Source organism: Collinsella intestinalis DSM 13280, from assembly GCF_000156175.1.
GTDB classification, from domain to species: domain Bacteria; phylum Actinomycetota; class Coriobacteriia; order Coriobacteriales; family Coriobacteriaceae; genus Collinsella; species Collinsella intestinalis.
In genome coordinates this window covers 1,099,088-1,122,062 of sequence record NZ_GG692710.1, presented here as the reverse complement: position 1 = coordinate 1,122,062, position 22,975 = coordinate 1,099,088, and the positions used below count along the sequence as shown (strand labels likewise).

Below are 22,975 nucleotides of genomic sequence, written 5' to 3'. Positions count from 1 at the left end.
GTCGGCTGTGGCCCGCAATGCGACGCCGACAACACGAGCGGGCCCCGTTCTCGCGCGGCAGCTCGCCGGAAAAAGCGCCGTGTTTGCCATGGCGTGCGTAAAGAGGGCCGTCGGTATCGTCGTTCCCTGCGTCGTGAGGCTCGCGCCCGCGAGCGCGAGGCCCTGAAACAGCTTCCCAAGCGCGAGCGCCTGCACGCGTGGTGGCGCACCCGTCCACTCGGCGTGACGTTCACGGTGTATCTCGCCGTGTATCTTGCGGCTGCCACATTACTGGCGCTGGGCATGGTCGAGGTTCTCTCAACATGGAACAACGGGTACTACGAACTCGAGGTGAGCCTCGAAAACGGCCTGACCCAGCGCGGAACAATCGATTCGGGCCCGTATATCTACGACCCCAACGCGGGTGAGCTGCTCCCCGCCTCCGAGCTTGACTTGCCCGGTGACGGGCCGTATGCGGTTTTCATTGCGACCGGGGACTGGGGGACCGGAAGCGGGTATGTGCCGGATGGCGGTCGAACCATCGGCTCGCTGTACGCAACCGTCGATTTGGTTCGCAGCGGCCAGGTCCAGTTGTACGACTGGGGGCTCAACTACAACGAGGGGTACCCCCAAGAGGAAATCCTCGAGGCGAACAGCACGATCTCTGCAGACAATCTCGCTCGCTATGATGAGCTGAGCCGCAAGGGGCGTGCACAGAGCGTCGAGCTGTTCGAGTCCATGACCGGCGCGGATCTGGAGGAGACGTTCGGCGAGGGGCTTGTCTCGAATACCGCATACTATGCCGCATCGCGGCCGCCTGTGAGCCTGGTGCCTTGGATCCTCACGCTCGCGACGGGGCTCGCGCCCGTCCTTGCCTATGGTGTTCTGGGCTGGCTGACGTTCCGCCATTTCTACCGCGTGCATATCGCCGGGCCGTTGGCCGAGCTCGCCGGTGCGGCCGACCGTATCGCCGGGCAGGACTTGGATTTTACCATCCGCGTCGTTCGCGGTCGCGAGCTGGGCCGCTTGTCGGAAACGCTCGAGCACATGCGCGCCTCGCTTCTCGAGGCCCAGCGCGAGCTATGGCGCACGGCCGAATCGCGCCGTCGTCTGAACGCGGCGTTCGCGCACGACCTGCGCACGCCCATCACCGTGCTCAAGGGGACGGTCGAGATGGCCCAGATGCGGCTGCGCCGCGGCGACACGCTGGATGAGGATGCGCTCGACGCGCTTTCCGCCCAGGTCGCACGTCTCGAGCGATATGCGACTTCGATGGGCGGTCTCAGCAAGTTGGAGGACCGTCCCGTCGAGCGCGAGACTTTTGCGCTTGACGACCTTCGCGAGGAGTTGGGCCGACATGTGTCCGAGGTGATGGCCGTGCGCGGCGGCGGCTTGGGGCTGAACTTGCCGACCGTGTCCGAGGCGGACAGGGCGCCCGCGCCCAAAACGTGCTGCGCGTCGGAATCCACCCTCAAAGCCGCGACAGACGGTCGTCCCGCCGCGCTTCTCGCCATCGATCTTCCCCTGGTGGAGGAGGTGCTCGACAACCTGCTGAGCAATGCTTGCGTGCACGCATCGTCGATCGTGACGTTCGACATGATGGTCGATGCGGGGGTGCTCACCCTGGTTGTAACCGACGATGGGCCGGGGTTCACCCCCGAGGCGCTTCACCGCGGTTGCGACCCGTTCTTCAGTGAGAACAAGTCCGCTGAGCACTTCGGATTGGGGCTCAATGTGTCGAGCGTCTTGTGCGGACTCCATGGGGGCAAGATCGCCCTGACGAACGCCGAGACGGGCGGCGCTAGGGTTATCGCGACGTTCGATGTCCGACCTGACCGGGAGAGCGTTTTCTAGAGAGGTGGGGCGGCCTCCGCATCAGGGGCCCCACCAAGGCCGAGGATAACTCCCGCGGCGAGGCCCTTCCATAGATGGGGACGTTCGCATAGCGGGGCGGCTCATGCCGTCTGTAAAGAATTACTTAGGAATACCTAAGGCTTACGTAATTGTCATCGCTGGTCGACAAAACGTAGACACCCTCTTGCGACACTTAACTCGCACGGAACGGAGGAGGTGCCGCGATGATGAGAATGCAGACCGAGGGCGAGACTCCCATGGAGATGAACGCCCTGCTTCCGCAGCAGTCTGTGGCATGTGGCGGTGCAGCGCGCAAGCTGGACGTCAAGAAGCTGACTGAGGCCTGGAGGCGCGATCGCGCCGGGGCTGCGGCGGATTCTGCCGAGGTGGCGTGTTCCACCGCACCCGCCGAGGTTCGTGAGTCTATTGACGAGGTCCCGGAAATCGACGTTCGCCGCAGGGCCCTGCGTCGTCGCGTGCTCACCGGCTTGGTCACGGCTGCCTCTATCACCGCGCTTCTGTGCTGGGAGTACCTCCCCGGCCTGCTTGCATGGCTTGCCGATGCGCGCGCCGTTCGCGCGTTCGTGTCCGAACATGCCTTTGTCAGTCGTCTTGCCATGCTCGGCATCAACATCGTGCAGGTGCTGCTGGCGTTTTTGCCCGGCGAACCAGTCGAGCTCGCCAGCGGGTACGCGTTCGGCTTCTGGGAGGGCACGGCTTTGTGCCTGGTCGCCTCGGGTCTGGCGACGTCGATGATTTACTGGGCGACGCGCCGCTGGGGCTGGAAACTCGTCGGATTGTTTTTCGATCGATCGCTGTTCGACCGCTTCTCCTGGCTGAAGAGCGCCAAACGCCTCGAGCTCATCATGTTCATCGTGTTCCTGATTCCCGGCACGCCCAAGGATTTCCTGACGTACTTCGCCGGGTTGACGAACATGCGCTTTCTGCCGGTCGTCCTGATCGCCACGTTTGGGCGTATCCCCTCTATCGTGACCTCGACAATCGCGGCGTCAGCGGTCGGCTCCGGCAATTGGCCGCTGGTCGCATGCACGCTGGTGGCGTCGGCGTTTCTCTTGGCGGTGGGCGGCCTGATGTACCGGCGCCTGCGCAGCCGCACGCGGTGAGAGGCGCCAAGGCTCGCATCCAGGCGCAAAACCTTCCCCAAAACGTACACTTATTTTTCGAAATCCTGGGCAAACGCTAAATAAGTGTACGTTTTGGGGAAGGTTTTGATGCTTTTGGCCGAGTGCGGCCCCTTACGCGCGGCGATTGATGAAGAAATCCGCCATGGAAACGAGCAGCTCGGCCGCCTCGGTGGTGATGACGCCGCATTCGGCGAGCTCGCGGGCGCGCTTTTGAGCTTCAGCGGTCTTTTCGGCGGCGAGTTCGCGACACTTATCAATGCCGCCGCCCAGCTCGATGAGCTCGACGGCCCGCGCGAGCCGCGAGGCATCGTCCGTGCGGGATTCGAGCAGCTCGACAAGCTCCGAGCGCTCCGCGCCGCCAAGATGCTCGAGTGCCCACACTACTGCGAGGGTGCGCTTGCCCTCCGTGATGTCACTGCGGAAGTCCTTGCCCTGTGCGTCGGCATCGCCCACCAGGTTCAGCAGGTCGTCTTGCAGCTGGAAGGCGAGTCCCGCGGGCAGGCCGACCTCGATGAGGCCGCGCACCGCGTCGGGCTCGGCGCCGGCGGCGAGCGCTCCTGCGTACAGGGGACTGGCCACGGTGTACCAGGCTGTTTTGCCGTCGATCATGTAGAGGTAATCATCGCTCGTGACATCCCAGCGGCCGTCGCGCGCCCAGCCGAGGTCGAGCGCTTGGCCCTCGAGCGTGTGGCGTTCCATGCGAACGAGCTCCTCGAGAACTCGCACCCGTCGCTCCGCGGGGAGCGACCCATCGGCGAGCACGATCTCGAACACGCGGGTGAGGGCGAGGTCGCCGGCATTGATGGCGAGGCCGAGTCCCTCGGTGCGATACAGGCAGGGCTCGCCGCGGCGCAGTTCGCTCGCATCGGCGATGTCGTCGTGGATGAGGGCGGCGCTTTGGAACAGCTCGATGGCGACGCCGCACGAGAGCGCTTGATCGGCGCAGCCACCTACGGCCTCGGCTCCGAGCAGTGCCAGCACGGGGCGTACGCGCTTTCCGCCGCCCGCGGTGAAGTGCGCAAGCGGGGCGTACAGGTAGCGGTCGAGGTCCTCCGTGGGCGCGCCCTCATGGCTCATCGCCACGGCGTCGGCCTCATGCAGGGCGCGCTCGATCAGCGGGAGCCTGTCTTTCAGATACGCGACGAAGCTCTCGCCCGCGTGTCCGGTCATATCGCTCATGTGCAGCCCTTTCCATGGGAGTTCTCTCTCGGACAATGCTAGCAAAACGGGGCGGTCGAGACCGCCCCGCACGGGATTCCTATGGTTGCGCGTGACGTCACATCCGCTCGATCGACGCCGAGGCGGGATGGGCCGTCGCGTCTTGAATGGCCGCTATCCCTCGTAGCCGTTGGGGTTGTGGGACTGCCAGTTCCAGGCATCGCGGCACATGTCGTCGATGCCGTACTGGGCCTCCCAACCCATGAGGTCGCGGGCCTTGGAGCAATCGGCGTAGTTCTCGGCCACGTCGCCGGGGCGGCGCGGGTCGATGACGTAGGGGACCTCGTGCCCGCAAGCCTCGCCAAAGGCGCGGATGATCTCGAGCACGGAGGTGCCGCGGCCGGTGCCCAGGTTGAACACCTCGACGCCCTCGCGGCCGTTCATCCAGGCAAGTGCAGCGGCGTGACCGGAGGCCAGGTCGCAGACGTGGATGTAGTCGCGCACGCCGGTGCCGTCGGGGGTGGGGTAGTCGTCGCCAAAGACGTGGACGGCCTCGCGCTTGCCGATGGCGGTCTGCGCGACGTAGGGCAGCAGGTTGTTCGGGATGCCCTTGGGGTCCTCGCCCATAAGACCGCTGGCGTGGGCGCCGATGGGGTTGAAGTAACGCAGCAGCACGACGTTCCACTCGGGGTCTGCGGTGTGGAGGTCGGTGAGCATCTGCTCGATCATCCACTTGGTCCAGCCGTAGGGGTTGGTGGCCGGCTTCTTGGGGCTCTCCTCGGTCAGCGGCAGGCTGTCCGGGTCACCGTAGACGGTGGCGGAGCTGGAGAAGATGATCGACTTGCAGTCGTGCTCACGCATGACGTCGACGAGCGTGAGCGTGTTGCCGATGTTGTTGCTGTAGTACTCGATGGGCTTGGTCACGGACTCGCCCACGGCCTTGTAGCCGGCGAAGTGGATCACGCGGGCGATGCGGTGCGCGTCGAAGATACGGGTGAGGGCCTCGCGGTCGTTGACGTCGGCGACATAGAGGGTGAGGTTCGCGGCCGCCTCGGGGCCGACGATGGTCTTGATGCGATCTTCCACCTTGGCGGAGGCGTTGGAGAGATCATCGACGATGACGACCTGGTATCCGCGTTCAAGCAGCTCGACGACGGTGTGAGAGCCGATGAAGCCGGCGCCGCCGGTGACGAGGACGCAGGTGTCCTGCGCAGCGAGGGTCTGAGTCATGCGATTGCTCCTTTCATGGGGATGTTCAAAAAGTATACCGCAGCGGTTTGAGGGGTGATTTAACCGAGGACCCAGCCGCCGATCCAACCCCAGCGCGGGGTGACCGTGACGCCGTAGTAGGCGATCCATTCGTCCACGCCGATGGAGCGGATGAAGCCGACGTTGTCCATGACCGTGCCGTTGCCCACGTAGATTCCCACATGGCCGTAGATGCGGCCGGCGGAGGTATGGGGATGCGTTGACGAGGCGATGATCATGCCGGGCTTCAGGGAACCGCGGTCGGAGCTCGTGCAGTAGCGGTTATACATGTCGTTCGCGTTGCCGCCCACATAGCCAAAGCCGGCGGAAGCGAAAACGCGGGAGACCCACATGGCGCACAGGCCGTTGCCGGGGCTCGGGACGGCGCGGCATGCGGAGAGGACGCGTTCCAGGGACTTGACCGGCCCCGAAACGTGACCCGTGCTGGGGACGTAGGAGCCGCCGGCACCCTGCTGGAACTTGTCCTGCTCGGCCTTCTGGCGCTCCTCTTCCGCAACGGCGGCGAGGTATTCGGCATCGCGCTTGGCGATGAGGTCCCTCACGTCGGACGAGAGGCCGTCCACGAGCTGCTGGACCTCTGCCTGCTTGGCCTGCATCACGGAGAGCTGCTGGGCCTGTTGCTCCTTGAGCGCCTCGAGGTCGGCCTTTTGAGATTCGAGCGTCGACTTGTGCTGCTCGAGCTCGGCGCGGATCGCCTGGATCTCTCCGATGACCTGCTTGTCGGCGTCGTTGACCTTCTCGATGTAGTGGCTGTTGGAGAGGAGGTCATCGAAGGAGTCGGCGGCCATGAGCAGCGTCAGCATGCTGGTACCGCCGTCTTTGTAGCTGTTGGACACGCGGCGGGACAGGACGCCCTGCTTGGCCTCGAGCTCGGCTTGCTTTTCGTCGATCTGCGCCTGCGTCTCGTCGAGCTGGGCCTGGACCTCCTCGATCTGGGAGACCGTGCGGTCCTGCTCATGGCTGAGGGCCTCGAAGTCGGCGGCGAGCTTATCGAGCTCGGCCTCGACGGCGGCGAGTTTTTCCTCGGCGGTGGCGAGGGCGTCGATGGTCGCCTGCGTTGCGCGGGCGGCGTGTGCGCGGGCGGGAAGCCCGAAAAGCACAGCCGAGCTCGCGGCCGCGAGTGCAGATGCGACCAGTGCTCGGCGGGAAAGCGAAGGGGAGACGTGAGCCGCGGCACCATGGGTGCGCTGCGTGCTCTTGGCGGTGTGTGACATAGATAGCTCCATTTTGCGTGTGTTGTGGTGTCACATATGCGGATTAAGGATACCGCACAGGCGGCGTCTCAAGATGGACGTTGCGCGTCTATTTGATGAAGACCCGTTCGGGTGTTGCACGGGGCGGCCGTGCGACGGGGCTATGCGAGGCGCAGCGCCACGAGGGCGGCCAGATACAGGGCGAGCGCAAGGCAAGCGGCGCCGTCGCGTCGCGGATCGAGCTTCATCACGTGGTAGTGCGTGCGGGCACCTCCGGTGTAGCAGCGGGCGTCCATCGCGCGGCCGAGGTTGTCGGCATGGCGCAGGGCGCTGGCGAACAGTGGGACGATGAGCGGTACGCAGGCGCGTGCGTAGGCCAGGGCGCCCTTGTTCTCAAGATCGGCCCCGCGAGCGGTCTGGGCGGCGACGATATTCTCCGCCTCTTGGGAGAGCGTGGGCACGAAGCGCAGCGCGATGGAGAGCACGAGCGTGCCCTGGCGCACGGGGACGCCCACGCGTTCGAGCGGAGAGAGCAGCTTCTCGGCGGCGTCGGCGAGGGCGACCGGGGTGGTTGTGAGCGTGAGCAGCGATCCGCCCAAAAGCAGCAGGAAGAAGCGCACGGTGTAGAGAACCGCGGCCGACACGCCGTCCGCGTGGATGACGACGGGCCCCAGCTGGAGCGCGATGGGCCCAGTTTGTACCAGGAACAAGTTGATCACCGAGGTGATGATGAGGAACAGCGCGATGGGCCTGATTTGTGCGAGCAGACGGCGGAGGGGCACGCGTGCCAGTGCGATGGCGGTGAACACCGCGGCGCCCGCCAGGAGCAGCGTTTCCACGGAATCGACGAAGAAGCAGCTCACCATAAAGGCGAGGGTACCCATGAGCTTGACGCGCGGATCCAGGTGGTGAATGGGGGAATCGGCCGAGTAATACTGACCGATGCTAGCGCGAATCGCCACGGGGGCTCACCTCCTCGGGCTCGAACAGGGTGGGGAGGACCTCCGCGGGAGAGCCCGACAGGAGGGCGCGCCCTCGTTCGAGGACGATCACGTGGTCGGCGAGCTCGGCGACGTCTTCCATGCTGTGGGTGACCATGATGAGCGTGCTTCCCGCGTGCTTGAGGGCGTGCAGCAGGTCCCGCACGCGCCGGCGCCCATCGGGATCGAGGCCGGCCATGGGCTCGTCGAGCACGAGGACATCCTGGCGCATGGCCAGCACGCCCGCGAGCGCGACGCTGCGCTGCTGGCCGCCAGACAGCGAGAACGGCGAGCGCGCGAGCAGCTCGTCGGTCGGGGTGAGGTTGACCGAGACGAGCGCCTCGCACACGCGCGAGCGCACCTCGTCTTCGGACATGTGCATGTTGCGCGGGCCAAAGGCGACGTCGTCGAAGACGGTCTCGGCGAACAGCTGGCGCTCGGGCAGCTGGGAGACGTACCCGACATGCCGGCGGATGTCTGAGCGGTGGTTCAGGTCCGCGGTGTCCACGCCGCAGATGCGGACAGTTCCGGCAAGCGGGAGCTTGAGCGCGCATGCGAGCTCGGCGGTGGTCGATTTACCCGAACCCGTCTGGCCGACGAGCGCGGTGAGCGTTCCGGGGAATGCCTGGAAGGAGAGATCTTCGAGGGCGAGTGGTGTAGCGACGCTTCCCTCAGCGCGATTGCGCCCGCCGAAGAGCCCCCGGCGCCTGCGCGGGTTGCGTGCGGCAGCGTAGGAGAACGATACGTGGTCGAACGTGACGTTGGGGTCCCCGGATGTTGGCGCGACCGCACGAGCGGCGGCGACTCTCAAGATCTCCGCGGGTTTGCGAGGTACTTCGAGGTGCAGGGCCTGCACGCGCTCGGCGCATGCGAACGCCTCCGCGGCGGTCCCGTCGAACGCGATGCGTCCCTGTTCGAGGACGAGTACGCGGTCGGCATCCAGGGCGTCTTCCATGAAGTGCGTCACATGCACGATGGTGATGCCGCGCTTGCGAAGGGCATTCACGATGGTGCGGATGCTGGAACGGCCCTGGGTGTCGAGCATGGCGCAGGGCTCGTCGAGCAGCAGGATCTTTGGCTCCATGGCGAGCGCGCCGGCGATGGCGACGCGCTGGGTTTGGCCGCCGGACAGGTCGGCGGGGTCGCTTAGGGAGTGTTCGGACATGCAGACGGCCTTGAGCGAGGCGTCGACCCGGCTCGCGATCTCGGGCTGGGGGACGCAGAGGTTCTCAGGACCGAACGCGACGTCGTCGGCGACGATGCTCGTGACCATCTGGTCTTCGGGATGCTGGAACACGCTCGCGCATTGGCTCCTGATTGCGAGCGCCGCGCCCTCCTCGGAGGTGTTCACGCCGAACACGCGGACCTCGCCCGCGCTCGGAAGTGCCAGCGCGTTCATGAGCTGCAACAAGGTCGATTTGCCCGAGCCGTTGCCGCCTAGAATGCACACGTATTGCCCTGCGGGGATTTGAAGGTCGATGCCGGCGAGCGCCTCATTGGGGGCACCGGGGTACGAAATATGGACGCCGTGCAGCTCGATGTACGGTTCCGCGGGCCGTGGGCGGCTTGTGGGGCGCACGGACGGGGTTGTGGAGTCCGCGGACGGGGGCGCCGGCTCGGCTGCTTCGGTCACCTCGGTCATCGCTATGCGCCCTTGCGCGCCTTGAGAACGTTCATGCACGGGGCGAGGAGCACTTGGCCTGCCGTGACGTTGATGACCATCTTCAGCGTGTTGAAGGGGAGCAGCACGGGGATGATCATGGCGGCGACATCCTCGACGGCGATGGCGGTGTACAGCGGCGTCACCACGAGGTTCATGGCGCACGAGACGGCGATGGAGAGCGCCGCACCCACGACCATACCGGCGACGGACGCCTTGCGGGAGCGCTCGCCCTTGAGGTAAATGATTGCTGCGGGAATGACGAACGCGCAGGTGGAGAGCATGCCCATCGGAGCGCCGAACGGGTCGAGGAAGACGCGGGGCAGCCAGGAGATGATGGCGACGGCCGCACCGAGCTTGGGCCCGAAGGCGAGCGCGGCGATGAGGCAGACGATGCCCGACGGGTCATACATGAGCCACGGGGCGATGGGGAAGATGGGAATCTGCACCAGGCTCAGGATGAGCGAGGCGGCGGTGAAGAGTGCGGCGAGCGCGATCTTGCGGGTGTCGATAGCGTTGTTCATGGAAAGACCTTCCGTTTCTTCCATCCGGACTATACCGTCGGCCCCGGAATCGCACCGGGTCGGCCGCGCTTCGCGGCTCGCGGGCTCATGCGCCTGGCAAGGGGTCTTGCCGTGCATTTACCGCCGGTGGGGAATTGCACCCCGCCCTGAAACAAAACGACTATAACGCGCTTGCCTGTACGGTGCAACGGGCATGGCGTTTGGATGCAGCGGGGCGGCTGTCGTTGGTGGTAATGTGCGCTTTCATCGGGGGCGTCTACGGCCAATCACCGGTATTCGTTGAGGCCATCGCCCGGGCGCCATCCGCGAAATAAAATGGACCGAGTGTCGAAAGCGAGATGGCAGTTTGGTTATGTGAAACGATACTTATCTTGCGTACATGCGGGTTACAAGATTGGAGAGAGTATGCATTTCTTTTCTGTGGAAGATCGGCGATATTGTTTTGACGAAGCAACAGGAAACTGCTTTCTCGTTGACGAAGTTGCTGAAAAAGCCCTGTGCGTTTTTGAGTCCGAGGGAAGAGAGTACAATTCGGACGCTTTGTCTCGAGAGCTTGAGCTGGCCGGCTATGATGCGAGAACGATTGAAGAGGCATTAGATGATGTCGATGAATTCCGGCAGTTGGAGAAGAGGATCTATATAACTGATGACGTTCCCAGGACACTGAGGTCGATTGAACTGCACGTGGCCCATGTCTGTAATTTGGGATGTGATTACTGTTTTGCCGGAAAAGGTAATTATGGCACGCAATCGCTGCTTATGAAGGAGAAAGTCGCTTATGCGGCGGTTGACTATCTCGTGCATAATTCATCTAAAAATGATGTTCTTACGATAGTGTTCTTCGGCGGAGAGCCAATGCTAAATGAGCCCTTGATATGGAAGACGGTTGACTATGCAGAAAGCGCTCACCCAAAACGGAGGTTCACATACTCCATCACCACAAATGGGACCCTGCTTAACGATCGAGCAATTGAGGCCTTTAAGGAGCATGGCTTTTCTATATTGGTGAGTCTTGATGGAGTCGGATGTAAACATGATGAATCGCGGCCATATAAGAACGGAAGGGGCTCGTTTGCAGATATAGAAAGGAATGTGAGGCTCTATTCGAAAAGAGCTTCACTCGGCGCCCGTGCGACCTTGACAAAAAATAACTGTAGCCTTCTAGATGACTACGCCAGTTTTAAGGATATGGGTTTCAAAAAGATTTATTTCTCCCCGGTTAGCACATTCGACGAGCGCATCATGCTCGATGAAAATGCGTTAGAGAAAATCAGGCATGACCTGATTGAGCTATCTAATGATTATCTTGAACAGATCAAGCAAGGCGATAAACCACTTTTTGGCACTCTTAAAAAAGTGGTCGATTTAATTTTTGAGAGACGACTTTCGGTCGTTGGGTGTGGAGCTGGTCGGCGTTTTATATCTATTACGCCTGAAGGAGATGTATATCCATGTCATAGATTTGTTGGGATGGATTGGTTCAAGATGGGCAACATCCTCGATGGTGTTGATGAACAATCTTATTCCGTAAATTGGGCGCAGACCGTTGACAAGAGAACGGATTGTTCGAGTTGTTGGGCAAGGTCTTTCTGCGGTGGCGGTTGTAGTTGGGAGGCGGCGGATGAAACTGGATATCTGGATGAAAGTCGGCATCCGACGTCCTGCGAGTATAAAAGAATGTGCCTAGAAATCGCGCTTGATTTAATCTCGCGTTCGGAGGATTTTGGATAGACTTAGCACCGTGTTTTAATGCCCCGCGAAATTGGCAAGGGATGGGGATTATATTGGCTCCGTTTATCCTAGAAAATGCAGCATTTGGCGAAACTGTTACCCAGACATGTGCTTTAGCCCGGCATAATAAGTCTATGGTTCATCTTTAGGGCATAAGGAGGTTTGCCATGAAGCACATGCGATTAATTAGTCAGGAGCTTGGAGGCGGTTCCGTTGTTCAGCCGCTGAGTTTTGACTGTGCGCTGGGAGTAACCGATTTTTGCAAATTCCAAGATCATGCAGATGGATGCGCGCTAACTGACTACTGCGATTACGATAAGGATCATGGGAGCATTTGTGTTATTGATCATTGCGGCATTGATCAAACATAGGTATTAGCTGTAAGGAGTTGCCATGAAGCACATGTTACCTCTGAATCTGAATGGAAAAGAATCTGAAGAGGCTGGGCCGTATTGTTTCGGGGTTGATATTTGCACTCTTCGAGATTTGGCTGAGTGCCCAGCGGTCGACTGGTGTTACGTAGACAAGGTGTCAGGTTGTGTCCTGCCAATGGATTGGTGCGATCCGACCGATGAGGATTGATCGCCCGTGCTGCTGATGAAGCGGCGGGGTGAGATTTTGGGCAGTGCTCTGCACTGCCCTTTTTCGGGGAGAGTGAAAGATGCTTGTCCTTGCTCAATGCGTTCTGGGTCTGTTGTTCGTCTTTATTGTCTGCGCTGTGCCAATCGTATTGTTTGTATTGTTGGTAAAGGCTATATGGAAGCATAAAGGACGGAAGTAGAGTCATTGTTCCATATAGCCGGATTCCCTAGCTGGTGGTCGAAGGCGTCTTTGCGTTGGTGAAGTCTGCGAAGTCGATGACTGTTTTAGAGGCCTTGATGACGGCATCATCATGCGAAACGACAATTATCATTCGTTGTTCCGAGTTATGCTTGATAAGAGAAATCAATTCGTCGCAAGCGGGAGCGTCAAGACCGACAGTTGGTTCATCTAGTACGAGAACTGGCGTCTGCCGAGCGATTGTCGACCAGATGTATATGCTTCTGAGTTCACCGCCTGATAAGGCATTACATGCTTTATGTAAAAGGCCCTCTGTTCGAGCTGTAAGCAAGGGCATTATTGATGTGCTGTTGCATAGCTCACGGAACGGGGTCCCAAGCGTACTCAGCAAACTATCAACGGAGCAATCTGGTGCATATAGATTTTGCGGACAGGTTGATACGAGTTTCCCTAAGATGGAGTCGAGATCATATTCCTCGATATAGCGTCCGTTATACTTGACTTTATGACTGGATTCATAGAGACCTAGCAAATACAATAAAAGGGTAGTTTTACCAGACCCGTTTTTCCCGGTAATGCAATATGTGCCTGGCCTTGAGAATGACAGCTTGGGACAAGGGCGCCCGTCACCCTGCCTATCGCCTATGTCGAGAGGCGTTATGGATAAGTTGCATATATCGATGGAGTCGATTGCGTCGAGCGTTGCCCCCCGGGTTTCTTTTGAGGAGAATAGCTCATTGGTCTGTAAAGGCTGGCGAACCCTGTCCCATGATCCCCTGGCTCCTTGATAGGAGTGAAAGAGAGTCATTAGATTTTTTGCGGTTTTTAGCATTGTGGAAAAATAGGCGCTGGCTATTGTATATTCGCCAATGCTCATGTTTCCATTGATTATTTGTATGCCAGATATAATCAATATTACAGATTGAAACAACGCAGAAAAAATACCATCAATCGACGCTAGGGAGTAGGATATTTTTCCTGCGCGAAGGATCTTTGGAAGATATAGGGCGTATTCGGCGTCAAGGCCTCGCTCGCTTCTCGTGTAGCCTGAAGCAAGTTTTGTCTCGAGCACCTGATTAAGCTGTGAAGAGATGGCGGAGTAGAATGTGCTGTCCGCTTTCTTTCTTTCAAGGGAAACCTTGTATAGGAGATCTCGCAGTAGGGCGGCTGTTATGCAGTAAAGAATAAGCAGAGCAACAGAAAGGACGGAAAAAATAGGGTTGATTGACCACATGATGAAGACGATTAATGGTGCGGCAATGAGTGAGAGGGGGATGTTGACAATGTTTGATAGCAGGAAGCTCGCGATTGCGTTTGAGTCGGAGATCGTGTGCTGTGTCGTGTATGCGGGGTCATTCTGATTTAACTGGGGAAGGGCGGTTCTTTCGTAGCCAAGGATGACATCTCTTAGAATTGAATAAGAGACTTGTGACATAACCCTCACAGATAACGTGCCTGAATAATACAAAAAAAGGGACGAGAAGATTCCAATGGATGCTGTCAAAAGGGCGAAAGCGACAGTATTGTTGATGTCATTATTGGCTAGCAAAAAATCGAGAAACTTACCGTTTGCGTATGGGGAAAGGTAAGAGAGAAGAAATCCTGCTGCTGAGGCAACGATAAAAGCGACGGCTTCGTTGGATTTGAACAACTTGGCAATGACGTATCGAATCACACGATTATCCAATCTTCGGGAACGATTGGGCGAAGGCGCGCTACTGCGAGAAGGTTAATATAACTGTGAAAATAGTAGTATAAAAGCGTCGATTGGACATTGCGATAAATTGAATTACTGACATGGCTTTTGTGGCCAGATTTGGTATTTGTATAGCTTGATACACTGGACTTGTTTTCTACACGGGGGAGGTATCCCGATGCACGAGCATGAGTATGTGAGTGAAGAGATGTTGTGCGTCCTGGCACAGGTTGCGGGCGAGGACAACGTCCTTATGACCGAGCCCATGCGCGAGCACACCACGTTCAAGATCGGCGGACCGGCCGACGTGCTGGTCACGCCGCGCACGGCGGATGCCCTCGTGCGCGTGCTGGACACTTGCTACGCGGGCGGCGTGCCCGTGACGATTGTGGGTAACGGCTCCGATCTGCTGGTGGGCGACCGCGGCATCCGCGGCGTCGTCGTACTGCTGCGTGACAACTTTGCGGGCATCGAAGTGGACGCACCGCATTGGCGCGTGACGGCCGAGGCGGGCGCGTTGCTGCGCGATGTCGCTCTTGCCGCCGCCGACCAGGGCCTCTCCGGCATGGAGCCGCTGTGGGGCATCCCCGCCACCGTGGGCGGCGCCTGCTTCATGAACGCCGGCGCCTACGATGGCACGACGGGCGAGGTGCTCGAGTTCGTGCGCGTGTACGTGCCGAGCAAGCACGGCAACCGCGGATCCGTGGTCACGCTCGAGGCGCGCGACCTCAACCTCGGCTATCGCAAGAGCCGCGTGCACGACGACGGTCTCATCGTAATCTCCGCCACGTTCAAGCTCTCGCCCGCATCCGAGGGCATGATCCGCGCCGCCATGGACGACTACCAGCGCCGTCGCGAGGAAAAGCAGCCGCTCGAGATGGCGAGCGCGGGCTCCACGTTCAAGCGCCCCGAGGGGTATTTCGCCGGCAAGCTCATCATGGACGCGGGCCTGCGCGGCGCGTGTGTGGGCGATGCGCAGGTGAGCGAGAAACATTGCGGGTTCGTGGTCAACACGGGCCGCGCGAGCGCGAAGGACGTACTCGGTCTCATCGAGCATGTGCAGGGTGAGGTGAAGTCCCAGTTCGGCGTCGACCTCGAGCCCGAGGTCCGTATGATCGGCGAGTTCTAGCGTCCCATTTGAGACGAGAAGTCGGTGAGTTCTTGCCAGCGGGTGGACTCGACGGTCCGGCCGTCTTGCAGGATGAAGTACGCCGCCGTGTCCTCGAGCGCGTCGGCGATCTCGGCGCCGCGGCGGCTACCGGCCACGAACAGCGTGGTCGAGAGCGCGTCGGCGGCGGTTGAGGACGGGCTGAGCACGGTGACGCTCGCCACGTCGGTCTGGACGGGCTCGCCGGTGCGCGGGTCGAGGATGTGCCAGTACGTGACGCCGTCTTGTTCGAACACGCGCTCGTACAGGCCGCTCGTCACCAGCGATCCTCCCTGGACGCGTGCGGTGCCCACCACGGTGTCGCCGCCCGGTTCGTTGGGGTCGCGGACGCCGGTTTCCCAGGGTTCGCCGTTCGGCTTCTCCCCAAACAGCGCGATATTGCCGCCGAGCGAGAGCGCGGCGCCGGTGGCGCTCGTCTCGTCGCGTAGCAGATCGCAGAGGCGGTCGGCCACATACCCCTTGGCGATGCCGCCCAAGTCGAGCTTGGCCTGCGGGTCGGCGAGGCGCACGGTGAGCGCCTCCTCGTCTATCTCGATGCAGCGCCAATCCACGTGGGGCAGGGCGCCGGCGATCGCCTCGGGTGCCGGGCGCACGCCTTCAGTGAAATCCCAGAGCGTGGAAACTGCGCCGATCGTGACGTCGAACAGGCCGTCCGCCTGCTCGCAATACGTTTTGGCGGCGAGCAGGAGGTCGATGGTGTCGGCGTGCACGCGAACGGGCTCGCCTGCCGCCGCGTTGATGCGGGCGATATCGGACTTCTCGTCGTAGAGGTCGAACAGCGCATCGAAGTGGGCGCATGCGTCGGCCAGACGTGCCGGCGCGGTGTCGTCGCCGTAGACGCCGAACGTGCAGTAGGTGTCGAAGGCGAAGGTCGATCCGGTGACCGGCTTTGCAGCGGAGGCGTCGGTTCTGAGCTGTGTGCATCCGGAGAGCATCAGTGTGAGGACCGAGCAGGTGCCGCCGCACATGAGATCGCGCCGGGAGATCGGCGTGCCCTTTGCCCTATCCATGGAATGCCTCCTGGGGCAGTGCGCGCAGGACGAGCCGGGCGGCAACGCCCACGGCGGCCCCGCACAGGACGCCGGACACGGCGAGCACGGGCATGTTCACGAGTGCGACGCGGCCGGAGAGCAGTGCGGCGACGGCGGCGAGCTGCCCCGCGTTATGGGCGAGTCCGCCGAGTACCGATGTGGCGACGGTGGAAAAGGCCCCGCTGCGCACGGCGAGTGCCATGACGGCCCACGACAGCAGCCCGCCCGCCAGGGAAAAGACGAGCATCTGCAGGTTGGCGAACAGCAGCGTCGAGGCGATGACCTTGATGAACATGAGGAAGAGGCCTGCCTTCGCGCCCAGGCGCTTGAGCGCCATGAGGATCACGATGTTGCCCAGGCCCAGCTTAACGCCGGGTACGGTGACGGGCAGGGGGATGAGCAGTTCGAGGTAGCCGCATACGAGCGCGGCGGCGGTGAGCACGCCGTAGAGCGCGGCGCGACGTCCGGGCGAGGCCGGTGCTGCGGGCGCCGTGCGTCGCCCGTTATCGGATGTGTCAGCTGAGTTTCTCATGCTTGTCATTATACGGGTTGGGTACGCTGTTAGGAGTTTGGCATCCAACACGAGAGGAGAGCCCTCATGGCCGTCCTGTTTATCGAATATCCCAAGTGCACTACCTGCAAAAAGGCCAAGAAATGGCTGGATGAGCATGGCGTCGAGTACGTCGATCGCCATATCGTCGAGGATAATCCCACGGCAGCGGAGCTGGCGGAGTGGCACGAGCGCTCCGGTCTTCCGCTGCGCCGCTTCTTTAACACGAGCGGTATGAAGTACCGCGAGCTCGGCATCAAGGCCAAGCTCGACGTCGGCATGACGGACGAGGAGGCCTATGAGCTGCTCGCCACCGACGGTATGCTGGTCAAGCGCCCCCTGATCGTTGCGGACAACGCTGTTTTGACGGGGTTCAAGGAGGACGCCTGGGCGGAGGCACTCCTGTAGCCGTACACCGCGCGAGCATGTCCCGGTGCGGCGCGCGTGTGGCTTCTGCGGCGGTTGACATATGTTTCACGTCGGGCATCTCGCCCGGATACCTTTGAGTCCGGCCGCGGCACCGCGCTGCGGCCGATCACGTGGATGGAAGTGCCATCCGGGGAATCGAAAGAGAGGCCGATGGAGGTTCATGAACTAGAAGCTCTCGCCCGCGACGTCGCGGGCGGACGTGTGGCTCCTGACGAATTGGTGAGGCGCGTCCAAGCCGGTGCGACGACCGATCTCGGCTACGCGTGCGTAGACATGCAGCGCGGCCTTCGCACGGGCGTGTCCGAGGTCATCTACGGTGCGGGTAAGACTGCCGGTCAAATCGCGGGCATCGTCGGTGCCATGCGTGAGGGCGGCCAGGAGCGCGTCCTCATCACGCGGCTCGACGAGGCGAAGGCTCGGGACCTCGCCGACCTGGGTTGCCCGTTCGAGTATGTTGAGGCCGCCCGCTGTGGCGTGGTGGGCGGACTGCCCGAGCCGGATGGAAATGGCGAGGTCTTGGTGCTCACCGCCGGCACGAGCGACCTGCCCGTCGCCGAGGAGGCTGCGTTCACCGCGCGTTTCCTGGGCAATCGCGTGAATGTGGTTCACGATGTCGGCGTCGCGGGCATCCATCGGCTGTTGTCCCATGCCGAGGAGATCTCCCGCGCGCAGGTGATCATCGCTGTCGCTGGCATGGAGGGGGCGCTGCCGAGCGTGGTTGGCGGTCTGGCGCGGTGCCCGGTGATCGCGGTGCCCACGAGTGTGGGCTACGGTGCGAACTTCGAGGGTGTGACCGCGCTGCTCGCCATGTTGAACAGCTGCGCGAGCGGCGTATCCGTCGTGAACATCGACAACGGGTTTGGAGCTGGGTTCCAAGCTTCGCTCATCAATCATCTGCCTGGTAGGGAGGCATAGACTACATGGTGAACGAGAAGGGGATGCCCTCATTGGCGGATGGCACCGCTGGCAACGACGCTGGCCGCGGCCGCACGTTGTGGCTCGACTGCCAGGCCGGTGTCGCGGGCGATATGCTCGTGGCCGCCTTGATCGATGCGGCCGAGGATTCGGAGGCGGCCGAGCGAGCCGTGCGCGCTACGCTGGCGGCTCTGCCGGTCGAGGGATTCTCCCTCGAGGTGGGCCGCGTGTCCAAGGCGGGCATTTCGTGCCTGGACTTCAATGTGGTGCTGGACGAGGCGCATGAGAACCACGACCACGACATGGCGTACCTGCATGGGCACGAGCATGCGTGCGAGGGTGATCACGGTCACATCCACGGCCGGGAGAGCGGGTGTGGCCACGACCATTGCGACGATCATCACCATGAGGGCCATTACCACCATGCCGGCCACACCCACGACCATGCCCACCATCATGATCATGCGGGAGGCGGCGCCCACGACCATGCCCATCGCAACCTCGCCGACATCCTCGCCATCATCGAGGCCGCCCCGCTCACTCCTGGGGCCGCCGCATTCGCCCGCCGCGCCTTTGGCATCCTCGCCGAGGCCGAGGCCGAGGCCCACGGCTTGCCGGTCGAGCAGGTGCACTTCCACGAGGTGGGGGCGGTCGATTCGATCGCGGATATCGTGGCGGCGGCGGTCCTCGTCGATCTGATTGGCATCGAGCGCGCGATCGTGCCCGTGCTCGTCGAGGGGCGCGGAACCGTGCGCTGCCAGCACGGCGTCATGCCCGTGCCGGTTCCGGCGACGGTGGGCGTGTGCCGTGCACACGGTCTGCCGCTGGCGCCCTGCGAGGTCGAGGGTGAGTTGGTAACGCCCACAGGCGCCGCCCTGGTGGCGGCGCTCAACCCCGAGTTCGTGCTTCCGGAGCGTTACGTCGTGGCGAGCGTGGGCCTCGGTGCCGGCAAGCGTGCCTACGAGCGGCCGTCCATCCTTCGGGCGATGCTGATCGAGCCGCTGAGTGGGCCGACGCCCACTTTCCATCGCGGGCGCCGCGGTGCCGCGGGCGAAGATATCCTTGCCGATCCCCTGCCCTCGTCTCGGCCCGCGCCCCTCTCGAGCGAGACGCAGCCTCCGACCACGGTATGCAAGCTCGAGTGCGACCTGGATGACATGACGCCCGAGCAGATGGCTTACGCCGCCGAGCGACTGTCCGAGGCCGGTGCGCGCGAGGTCCATTGGGTGCCGATCGTTGCCAAGAAGGGCCGCCCCGCCTACGAGCTGCAAGTTCTGTGTGAGGCGCAGGAGGCTGCGGCCATCGAGGCCGTGGTGTTTCGCGAGACGAGCACGCTTGGCATCCGCCGTTGCATTATGGACCGCACGGTGCTGCCGCGTCGCCTCGAGGTGCGCGACACCGCGTTCGGCCCTATCTCCGTAAAGATCGCCGTGCTGCCCGATGGGGCCGAGCGTGCGACTCTCGAGTACGAGGATTGTGCCGCGGCGGCTCGGGCGGCCGGCATGCCTTTGACCGCCGTGATGAATGCGGTGCGCGCGTCCCTTTGACCTGACGGGGGATGCAGTGCGTGCGTCCCCTTGATCGGCCGGGTTCTCCCGACACACCTCGATGCAGCGCGGCGCACGTCCGCGCGGAGAGGATTCACCATGAAATTCGTCATCGCCTCCGACATCCACGGGTCGGCATACTGGGCCGAGCGCCTGATGGAGGTCGTCGATCGCGAGCGGCCCGACCGCGTGCTGCTCTTGGGCGACCTGCTCTATCACGGCCCGCGTAACGACCTCCCGCGCGATTACGCTCCCAAGCGCGTGATCGAGCTGCTGAACGGTCTGGCAGCGACTGGGCGCCTCATCGCCGTGCGCGGCAATTGTGAGGCCGAGGTCGATCAGATGGTGCTCGCCTTCCCTTGCATGTCCGACAGCGCCGTGGTTTTGGACGACGACGGCCGCGAGCTGTTCTGCACCCATGGGCATGTCTTTGGCGCGGGCAAGCACAGCAGCACGGATCGCGTGCCGCAGCTCCCGGAGGGTTCGGCGCTGCTGTTCGGTCACACGCATATCAAGGTGAACGAGGAGAGCGCGGGCCATCCCGGCCTGTGGCTGTTCAACCCCGGCAGTGTATCGATTCCCAAGGACGGGTCGAACAGTTGCGGCATCTACGAGAGCGGGCTGCCCCTCTGTGAGGCCTTCCGCCACATCACCCTGGACTAATCGCAATTTGTACCTGTCCCCAATCGAGACGTCAGAGCAAAAGGAGCACGAGACATGGGTTCATGGACCGAGACCGGGTCGTCGAGTCTGGCGAGCATCACACGCGACACCTCGACGCTTTCCGACGCGCGCGAGGAGATGCAATCCCTCGTTGAGACGATCTGGCGCCTGCGCCAGCCCGATGGTTGCCCTTGGGATCGCAAACAGACCCACGAGAGTATCGGCAAGAACATGATCGAGGAGGCCTACGAGGCCCTGGACTGCATCGAAGCCGGCGATGAGGCGCACTTGCGCGAGGAGCTCGGAGATGTGCTCATGCAGGTGGTGTTGCATGCCCAGATCGCGGCGGACGCCGGTGCCTTCACAATGGCCGACGTCGCGCGCGACATCAACGACAAGCTCATCCGTCGCCACCCGCATGTGTTTGGAGGGCGCAGCGCCGATTCCGCCGACGAGGTGCTCGCCATTTGGGACAGCGTCAAGCTTGCCGAGAAGGGCGCCAAGGACGCCGATGCGGCGGAGGCCGGCGAGCGTCCAGAGGGCCTGCTCGAGGGCGTTCCGCGGTCGTTGCCGGCGCTCATGGAGGCTCAGAAGGTCTCGCGCAAGGCGGCTTCTGCGGGCTTTGAATGGGAGACCGTCGCAGACGTATGGGACAAGGTGGCCGAGGAGCGTGCGGAGTTTGAGGCGGAGGCACCCGGCACCGCCGAGCGCGAGCTCGAGTTTGGCGACCTGCTCTTCGCACTGGTGAACGTGGCCCGCAAGGAGGGCATCGACGCCGAGAGCGCGCTGCGTGCGAGCACGGCGAAGTTCCGCGAGCGTTGGGCCGCGATGGAAAACGTCGCCTATGAGGGTGGGGTTTCCCTGGAGTCTCTTATGACCGAGCAGCTCGATTCGCTGTGGGACAAGGTCAAGCGCGGGTAACGCGGACCTCGCGTTGCCACATGCAGGCGAAGCGCAGGCCGGCGAGCGCCAGAGCGCACCCGAGGCCGGTGTAGAACACCGCGATGAACCCCTCGGGGGCGAGGCCGAACGCGCGGATCGAAATGCCGCCCGTCATCATGACCGCCATGATGACAAAGGCCGGTACATCGAAGAACTTGAGGAAGAAATGACGCTCCTCCTCATAGCCGGTGATGCGTGCGGTGTGCTTCACCACGAGCTTGCCGAAAATGAAGGTCCAGAACACGATGCCCACAACCGCGCTCAGCACGATGTTGAGCAAGGTGAGGTGTCCGGCGGCGTAGGCCTCCAGGCCGATGCGGGCGATGTTCACGCCGGCCGCGAGCCAGACGATGCTAGCGATGAGCAGCAGCGTGTTCTTGTGAACGCTCAGGAATTTCATGATGCGCCTCCTGACGAATGGATGGGACGGGGTGTCCGGAACGCGTGCGCCTTAGGAACGTTTGGCCGGACGGAACACGAGCACGGCGGCGATGGCCGCGACCACGAGGCTCGCGATCACGGCGGGGACCGTGCCGAGCTTGATCATGGGGATGCCGACGAGCATGCCAATGACATAGGGGACGAGCCAGGCGACCCACACGGCGGCGCTCAGGCGATGGAAGGTGCGCTCGCGCTTGAGGGCGGCCGCGCCACCGCGCTTACCCTGGAAGTAGACGAGCGTCGCCCAGCCGGCATGGAAGAGCATTAGCAGGATCGCGGCGAGCCCGGTGATGCCGTGGATCGCGGGGGCGGCTTCGGCGCTGGTGCGGGCCATGATGGACATCAGGGTGGTGCCGGTGGTGTCACAGGCCAGGCCGATCCAGAACAAGACGACGTGCGACCCGCGCAGGCTTCCGTCGGCCCGTTCTTTGAAGACGCCGATGGTGTAGAGGACGAGTGCGCTTGTGATGGCGAGGCTGGCGAATATGAGCATGGGGGACATACGTCTTTCCTTTCCACGAGTAAAACGTGCGTTGTTCGCATATAATATGAACAACGTTCATCTGAACAATGTTCATGTTAGGGTTCGAGGACGGGCCGGGCAAGAAACAACGGTCGATTTCCGGATTCACCCTGAACGTTTCACGAGCTTGTTCAGCTGGCGGAATTGCCTGCCATAAGGGGTGCGGTCGGGCGATGCCTGGAAAACGTGAGGAAAGGAACCCGCCGTGGGGAGTAGGAAAGCCATCACCAAAGAGCAGATCATCGACGTCGCGTACGAGAAAGCCCAACGGGAGGGCCTTTCCTCCTTGAGCGTCCGCGCGGTCGCCGAAGCGTGTGGTGTGGCAACCGGAACCATGTACAACCACATCCCCGACATCGCCGAATTGCGCACCGAGGTGCTGAGGCGTTTTTGGCGAGAGGCGCTGAGCGGGGCGGACCTGAACCAGTGCGCCCGCGAGGCGGGTTCGGCGCTGGATTATTGCCGCAAGCTCACGGAGACGCTCGCGGAATCACTGCGTGGTTTTCGAAGCACATGGCTGCGGGACGCGGGTGCGGCCGATGGTCGCACGCGTCAGCGCGCCGCCGAGGCCGAGCGTGCCTGCCTGCAGGACATCCAGCTCACCGTGCGCCATGCGTTTGAGCGCGATGCGGCGATTTCGGAGCGCGCTCGCGCCGAGCTCGACATGGGCAAGGTGGCCGAATTCGTGTGGACGGCGATGCTCATGGGCATCAAGCGCGACGACTTCTCGTGCGAAACGCTTTTTGCGCTGGTCGAGCTGGCCCTCTATTAGGTTTTGTTCTATTGGCCCGGTTCTT

General features: G+C 62.2%; 22 protein-coding genes and 1 riboswitch. Of the genes, 11 read left to right on the top strand and 11 right to left on the bottom strand.

Annotated features, from left to right (window positions below; genetic code table 11):
* Positions 1-93: 93 nt before the first annotated feature.
* Complete coding sequence (locus COLINT_RS05155; RefSeq protein WP_233418346.1) at positions 94-1,833, top strand: sensor histidine kinase; 1,740 nt, start codon at positions 94-96, stop codon at positions 1,831-1,833.
* Between the two features lie 227 nt (positions 1,834-2,060).
* Positions 2,061-2,957 (top strand): TVP38/TMEM64 family protein, encoded by an 897-nt coding sequence (locus COLINT_RS05150; RefSeq protein ID WP_233418345.1) that lies wholly within the window; start codon positions 2,061-2,063, stop codon positions 2,955-2,957.
* Positions 2,958-3,089: 132 nt separating this feature from the next.
* Here the strand turns inward: COLINT_RS05150 and COLINT_RS05145 are convergent, their stop codons facing one another.
* The 6 genes from COLINT_RS05145 to COLINT_RS05120 all read right to left on the bottom strand — a co-directional run bounded on the left by COLINT_RS05145 (position 3,090) and on the right by COLINT_RS05120 (position 9,762).
* Entirely contained in the window at positions 3,090-4,157 is a 1,068-nt protein-coding gene (locus COLINT_RS05145) for a polyprenyl synthetase family protein (RefSeq protein ID WP_006723351.1), read from the bottom strand.
* Between the two features lie 153 nt (positions 4,158-4,310).
* The gene (gene galE / locus COLINT_RS05140) at positions 4,311-5,366 is read right to left on the bottom strand and encodes a UDP-glucose 4-epimerase GalE (RefSeq protein ID WP_006723350.1); all 1,056 of its coding nucleotides are present in this window, start codon (positions 5,364-5,366) and stop codon (positions 4,311-4,313) included.
* Positions 5,367-5,425: 59 nt separating this feature from the next.
* Complete coding sequence (locus COLINT_RS05135; protein WP_156780331.1) at positions 5,426-6,619, bottom strand: coiled-coil domain-containing protein; 1,194 nt, start codon at positions 6,617-6,619, stop codon at positions 5,426-5,428.
* A 140-nt stretch (positions 6,620-6,759) separates the two neighbouring features.
* Positions 6,760-7,560: an energy-coupling factor transporter transmembrane component T family protein gene (locus COLINT_RS05130; RefSeq protein WP_006723348.1), complete on the bottom strand. Its 801-nt coding sequence runs from the start codon at positions 7,558-7,560 to the stop codon at positions 6,760-6,762.
* Positions 7,544-9,220, bottom strand: a complete 1,677-nt coding sequence (locus tag COLINT_RS05125) for an ABC transporter ATP-binding protein (RefSeq protein ID WP_006723347.1) — start codon at positions 9,218-9,220, stop codon at positions 7,544-7,546. Before COLINT_RS05125 ends, COLINT_RS05130 begins: the two co-directional genes overlap by 17 nt.
* Positions 9,221-9,222: 2 nt before the next feature.
* On the bottom strand, positions 9,223-9,762 hold the full coding sequence (locus tag COLINT_RS05120) for an ECF transporter S component (protein ID WP_084743340.1): 540 nt from the start codon (positions 9,760-9,762) through the stop codon (positions 9,223-9,225).
* 8 nt (positions 9,763-9,770) lie between these two features.
* Positions 9,771-9,920: riboswitch (FMN riboswitch) on the bottom strand.
* Between the two features lie 247 nt (positions 9,921-10,167).
* On the opposite strand from COLINT_RS05120, the gene COLINT_RS05115 reads away from it, so the two are divergent.
* Both COLINT_RS05115 and COLINT_RS08510 read left to right on the top strand, forming a co-directional pair.
* Positions 10,168-11,493 (top strand): radical SAM/SPASM domain-containing protein, encoded by a 1,326-nt coding sequence (locus COLINT_RS05115; RefSeq protein ID WP_006723345.1) that lies wholly within the window; start codon positions 10,168-10,170, stop codon positions 11,491-11,493.
* Between the two features lie 167 nt (positions 11,494-11,660).
* Positions 11,661-11,864: a hypothetical protein gene (locus tag COLINT_RS08510; protein WP_006723344.1), complete on the top strand. Its 204-nt coding sequence runs from the start codon at positions 11,661-11,663 to the stop codon at positions 11,862-11,864.
* Positions 11,865-12,301: 437 nt separating this feature from the next.
* Here the strand turns inward: COLINT_RS08510 and COLINT_RS05110 are convergent, their stop codons facing one another.
* Positions 12,302-13,924: an ATP-binding cassette domain-containing protein gene (locus COLINT_RS05110; protein ID WP_211203990.1), complete on the bottom strand. Its 1,623-nt coding sequence runs from the start codon at positions 13,922-13,924 to the stop codon at positions 12,302-12,304.
* 223 nt (positions 13,925-14,147) lie between these two features.
* On the opposite strand from COLINT_RS05110, the gene murB reads away from it, so the two are divergent.
* Complete coding sequence (gene murB, locus COLINT_RS05105) at positions 14,148-15,098, top strand: UDP-N-acetylmuramate dehydrogenase (protein ID WP_006723341.1); 951 nt, start codon at positions 14,148-14,150, stop codon at positions 15,096-15,098.
* Here the strand turns inward: murB and COLINT_RS05100 are convergent.
* Together COLINT_RS05100 and COLINT_RS05095 are read right to left on the bottom strand one after the other, a co-directional pair.
* Positions 15,095-16,147: an FAD:protein FMN transferase gene (locus COLINT_RS05100; RefSeq protein ID WP_006723340.1), complete on the bottom strand. Its 1,053-nt coding sequence runs from the start codon at positions 16,145-16,147 to the stop codon at positions 15,095-15,097. The two genes, murB and COLINT_RS05100, sit on opposite strands and share 4 nt — an antisense overlap.
* Complete coding sequence (locus COLINT_RS05095) at positions 16,140-16,700, bottom strand: Gx transporter family protein (RefSeq protein WP_084743337.1); 561 nt, start codon at positions 16,698-16,700, stop codon at positions 16,140-16,142. Before COLINT_RS05095 ends, COLINT_RS05100 begins: the two co-directional genes overlap by 8 nt.
* A 66-nt stretch (positions 16,701-16,766) precedes the next feature.
* Between COLINT_RS05095 and COLINT_RS05090 the strand changes: the two genes are divergently transcribed.
* The 5 genes from COLINT_RS05090 (at position 16,767) to mazG (ending at position 21,193) form a co-directional block, all read left to right on the top strand.
* Positions 16,767-17,126, top strand: a complete 360-nt coding sequence (locus COLINT_RS05090; protein WP_006723338.1) for an arsenate reductase family protein — start codon at positions 16,767-16,769, stop codon at positions 17,124-17,126.
* Between the two features lie 171 nt (positions 17,127-17,297).
* Entirely contained in the window at positions 17,298-18,062 is a 765-nt protein-coding gene (gene larB / locus COLINT_RS05085) for a nickel pincer cofactor biosynthesis protein LarB (RefSeq protein WP_039910375.1), read from the top strand.
* Between the two features lie 5 nt (positions 18,063-18,067).
* Positions 18,068-19,609 carry a nickel pincer cofactor biosynthesis protein LarC gene (gene larC / locus COLINT_RS05080; protein ID WP_006723336.1) on the top strand — a complete coding sequence of 514 codons (1,542 nt, stop codon included), beginning with the start codon at positions 18,068-18,070 and terminating at the stop codon, positions 19,607-19,609.
* 99 nt (positions 19,610-19,708) lie between these two features.
* On the top strand, positions 19,709-20,272 hold the full coding sequence (gene yfcE, locus COLINT_RS05075; protein WP_006723335.1) for a phosphodiesterase: 564 nt from the start codon (positions 19,709-19,711) through the stop codon (positions 20,270-20,272).
* A gap of 54 nt (positions 20,273-20,326) precedes the next feature.
* Positions 20,327-21,193 (top strand): nucleoside triphosphate pyrophosphohydrolase, encoded by an 867-nt coding sequence (gene mazG / locus COLINT_RS05070; RefSeq protein WP_006723334.1) that lies wholly within the window; start codon positions 20,327-20,329, stop codon positions 21,191-21,193.
* Here the strand turns inward: mazG and COLINT_RS05065 are convergent.
* Positions 21,180-21,614 carry a hypothetical protein gene (locus COLINT_RS05065; RefSeq protein ID WP_006723333.1) on the bottom strand — a complete coding sequence of 145 codons (435 nt, stop codon included), beginning with the start codon at positions 21,612-21,614 and terminating at the stop codon, positions 21,180-21,182. The genes mazG and COLINT_RS05065 overlap by 14 nt on opposite strands.
* 51 nt (positions 21,615-21,665) lie before the next feature.
* Complete coding sequence (locus COLINT_RS05060) at positions 21,666-22,157, bottom strand: HsmA family protein (RefSeq protein WP_006723332.1); 492 nt, start codon at positions 22,155-22,157, stop codon at positions 21,666-21,668.
* 226 nt (positions 22,158-22,383) lie between these two features.
* Between COLINT_RS05060 and COLINT_RS08160 the strand changes: the two genes are divergently transcribed.
* The gene (locus COLINT_RS08160) at positions 22,384-22,950 is read left to right on the top strand and encodes a TetR/AcrR family transcriptional regulator (RefSeq protein WP_006723330.1); all 567 of its coding nucleotides are present in this window, start codon (positions 22,384-22,386) and stop codon (positions 22,948-22,950) included.
* Positions 22,951-22,975: the final 25 nt, after the last annotated feature.

What these genes read in the sequence shown, in the direction of transcription:
- COLINT_RS05150 (WP_233418345.1), top strand. Translation starts at nt 2,061, where the DNA reads ATGAGAATGCAGACCGAGGGCGAGACTCCCATGGAGATGAACGCCCTG.
- COLINT_RS05145 (WP_006723351.1), bottom strand. Translation starts at nt 4,157, where the DNA reads ATGAGCGATATGACCGGACACGCGGGCGAGAGCTTCGTCGCGTATCTG.
- galE (WP_006723350.1), bottom strand. Translation starts at nt 5,366, where the DNA reads ATGACTCAGACCCTCGCTGCGCAGGACACCTGCGTCCTCGTCACCGGC.
- COLINT_RS05135 (WP_156780331.1), bottom strand. Translation starts at nt 6,619, where the DNA reads ATGTCACACACCGCCAAGAGCACGCAGCGCACCCATGGTGCCGCGGCT.
- COLINT_RS05125 (WP_006723347.1), bottom strand. Translation starts at nt 9,220, where the DNA reads ATGACCGAGGTGACCGAAGCAGCCGAGCCGGCGCCCCCGTCCGCGGAC.
- COLINT_RS05120 (WP_084743340.1), bottom strand. Translation starts at nt 9,762, where the DNA reads ATGAACAACGCTATCGACACCCGCAAGATCGCGCTCGCCGCACTCTTC.
- COLINT_RS05115 (WP_006723345.1), top strand. Translation starts at nt 10,168, where the DNA reads ATGCATTTCTTTTCTGTGGAAGATCGGCGATATTGTTTTGACGAAGCA.
- COLINT_RS08510 (WP_006723344.1), top strand. Translation starts at nt 11,661, where the DNA reads ATGAAGCACATGCGATTAATTAGTCAGGAGCTTGGAGGCGGTTCCGTT.
- murB (WP_006723341.1), top strand. Translation starts at nt 14,148, where the DNA reads ATGCACGAGCATGAGTATGTGAGTGAAGAGATGTTGTGCGTCCTGGCA.
- COLINT_RS05100 (WP_006723340.1), bottom strand. Translation starts at nt 16,147, where the DNA reads ATGGATAGGGCAAAGGGCACGCCGATCTCCCGGCGCGATCTCATGTGC.
- COLINT_RS05095 (WP_084743337.1), bottom strand. Translation starts at nt 16,700, where the DNA reads ATGAGAAACTCAGCTGACACATCCGATAACGGGCGACGCACGGCGCCC.
- COLINT_RS05090 (WP_006723338.1), top strand. Translation starts at nt 16,767, where the DNA reads ATGGCCGTCCTGTTTATCGAATATCCCAAGTGCACTACCTGCAAAAAG.
- larB (WP_039910375.1), top strand. Translation starts at nt 17,298, where the DNA reads ATGGAGGTTCATGAACTAGAAGCTCTCGCCCGCGACGTCGCGGGCGGA.
- larC (WP_006723336.1), top strand. Translation starts at nt 18,068, where the DNA reads ATGGTGAACGAGAAGGGGATGCCCTCATTGGCGGATGGCACCGCTGGC.
- yfcE (WP_006723335.1), top strand. Translation starts at nt 19,709, where the DNA reads ATGAAATTCGTCATCGCCTCCGACATCCACGGGTCGGCATACTGGGCC.
- mazG (WP_006723334.1), top strand. Translation starts at nt 20,327, where the DNA reads ATGGGTTCATGGACCGAGACCGGGTCGTCGAGTCTGGCGAGCATCACA.
- COLINT_RS05065 (WP_006723333.1), bottom strand. Translation starts at nt 21,614, where the DNA reads ATGAAATTCCTGAGCGTTCACAAGAACACGCTGCTGCTCATCGCTAGC.
- COLINT_RS05060 (WP_006723332.1), bottom strand. Translation starts at nt 22,157, where the DNA reads ATGTCCCCCATGCTCATATTCGCCAGCCTCGCCATCACAAGCGCACTC.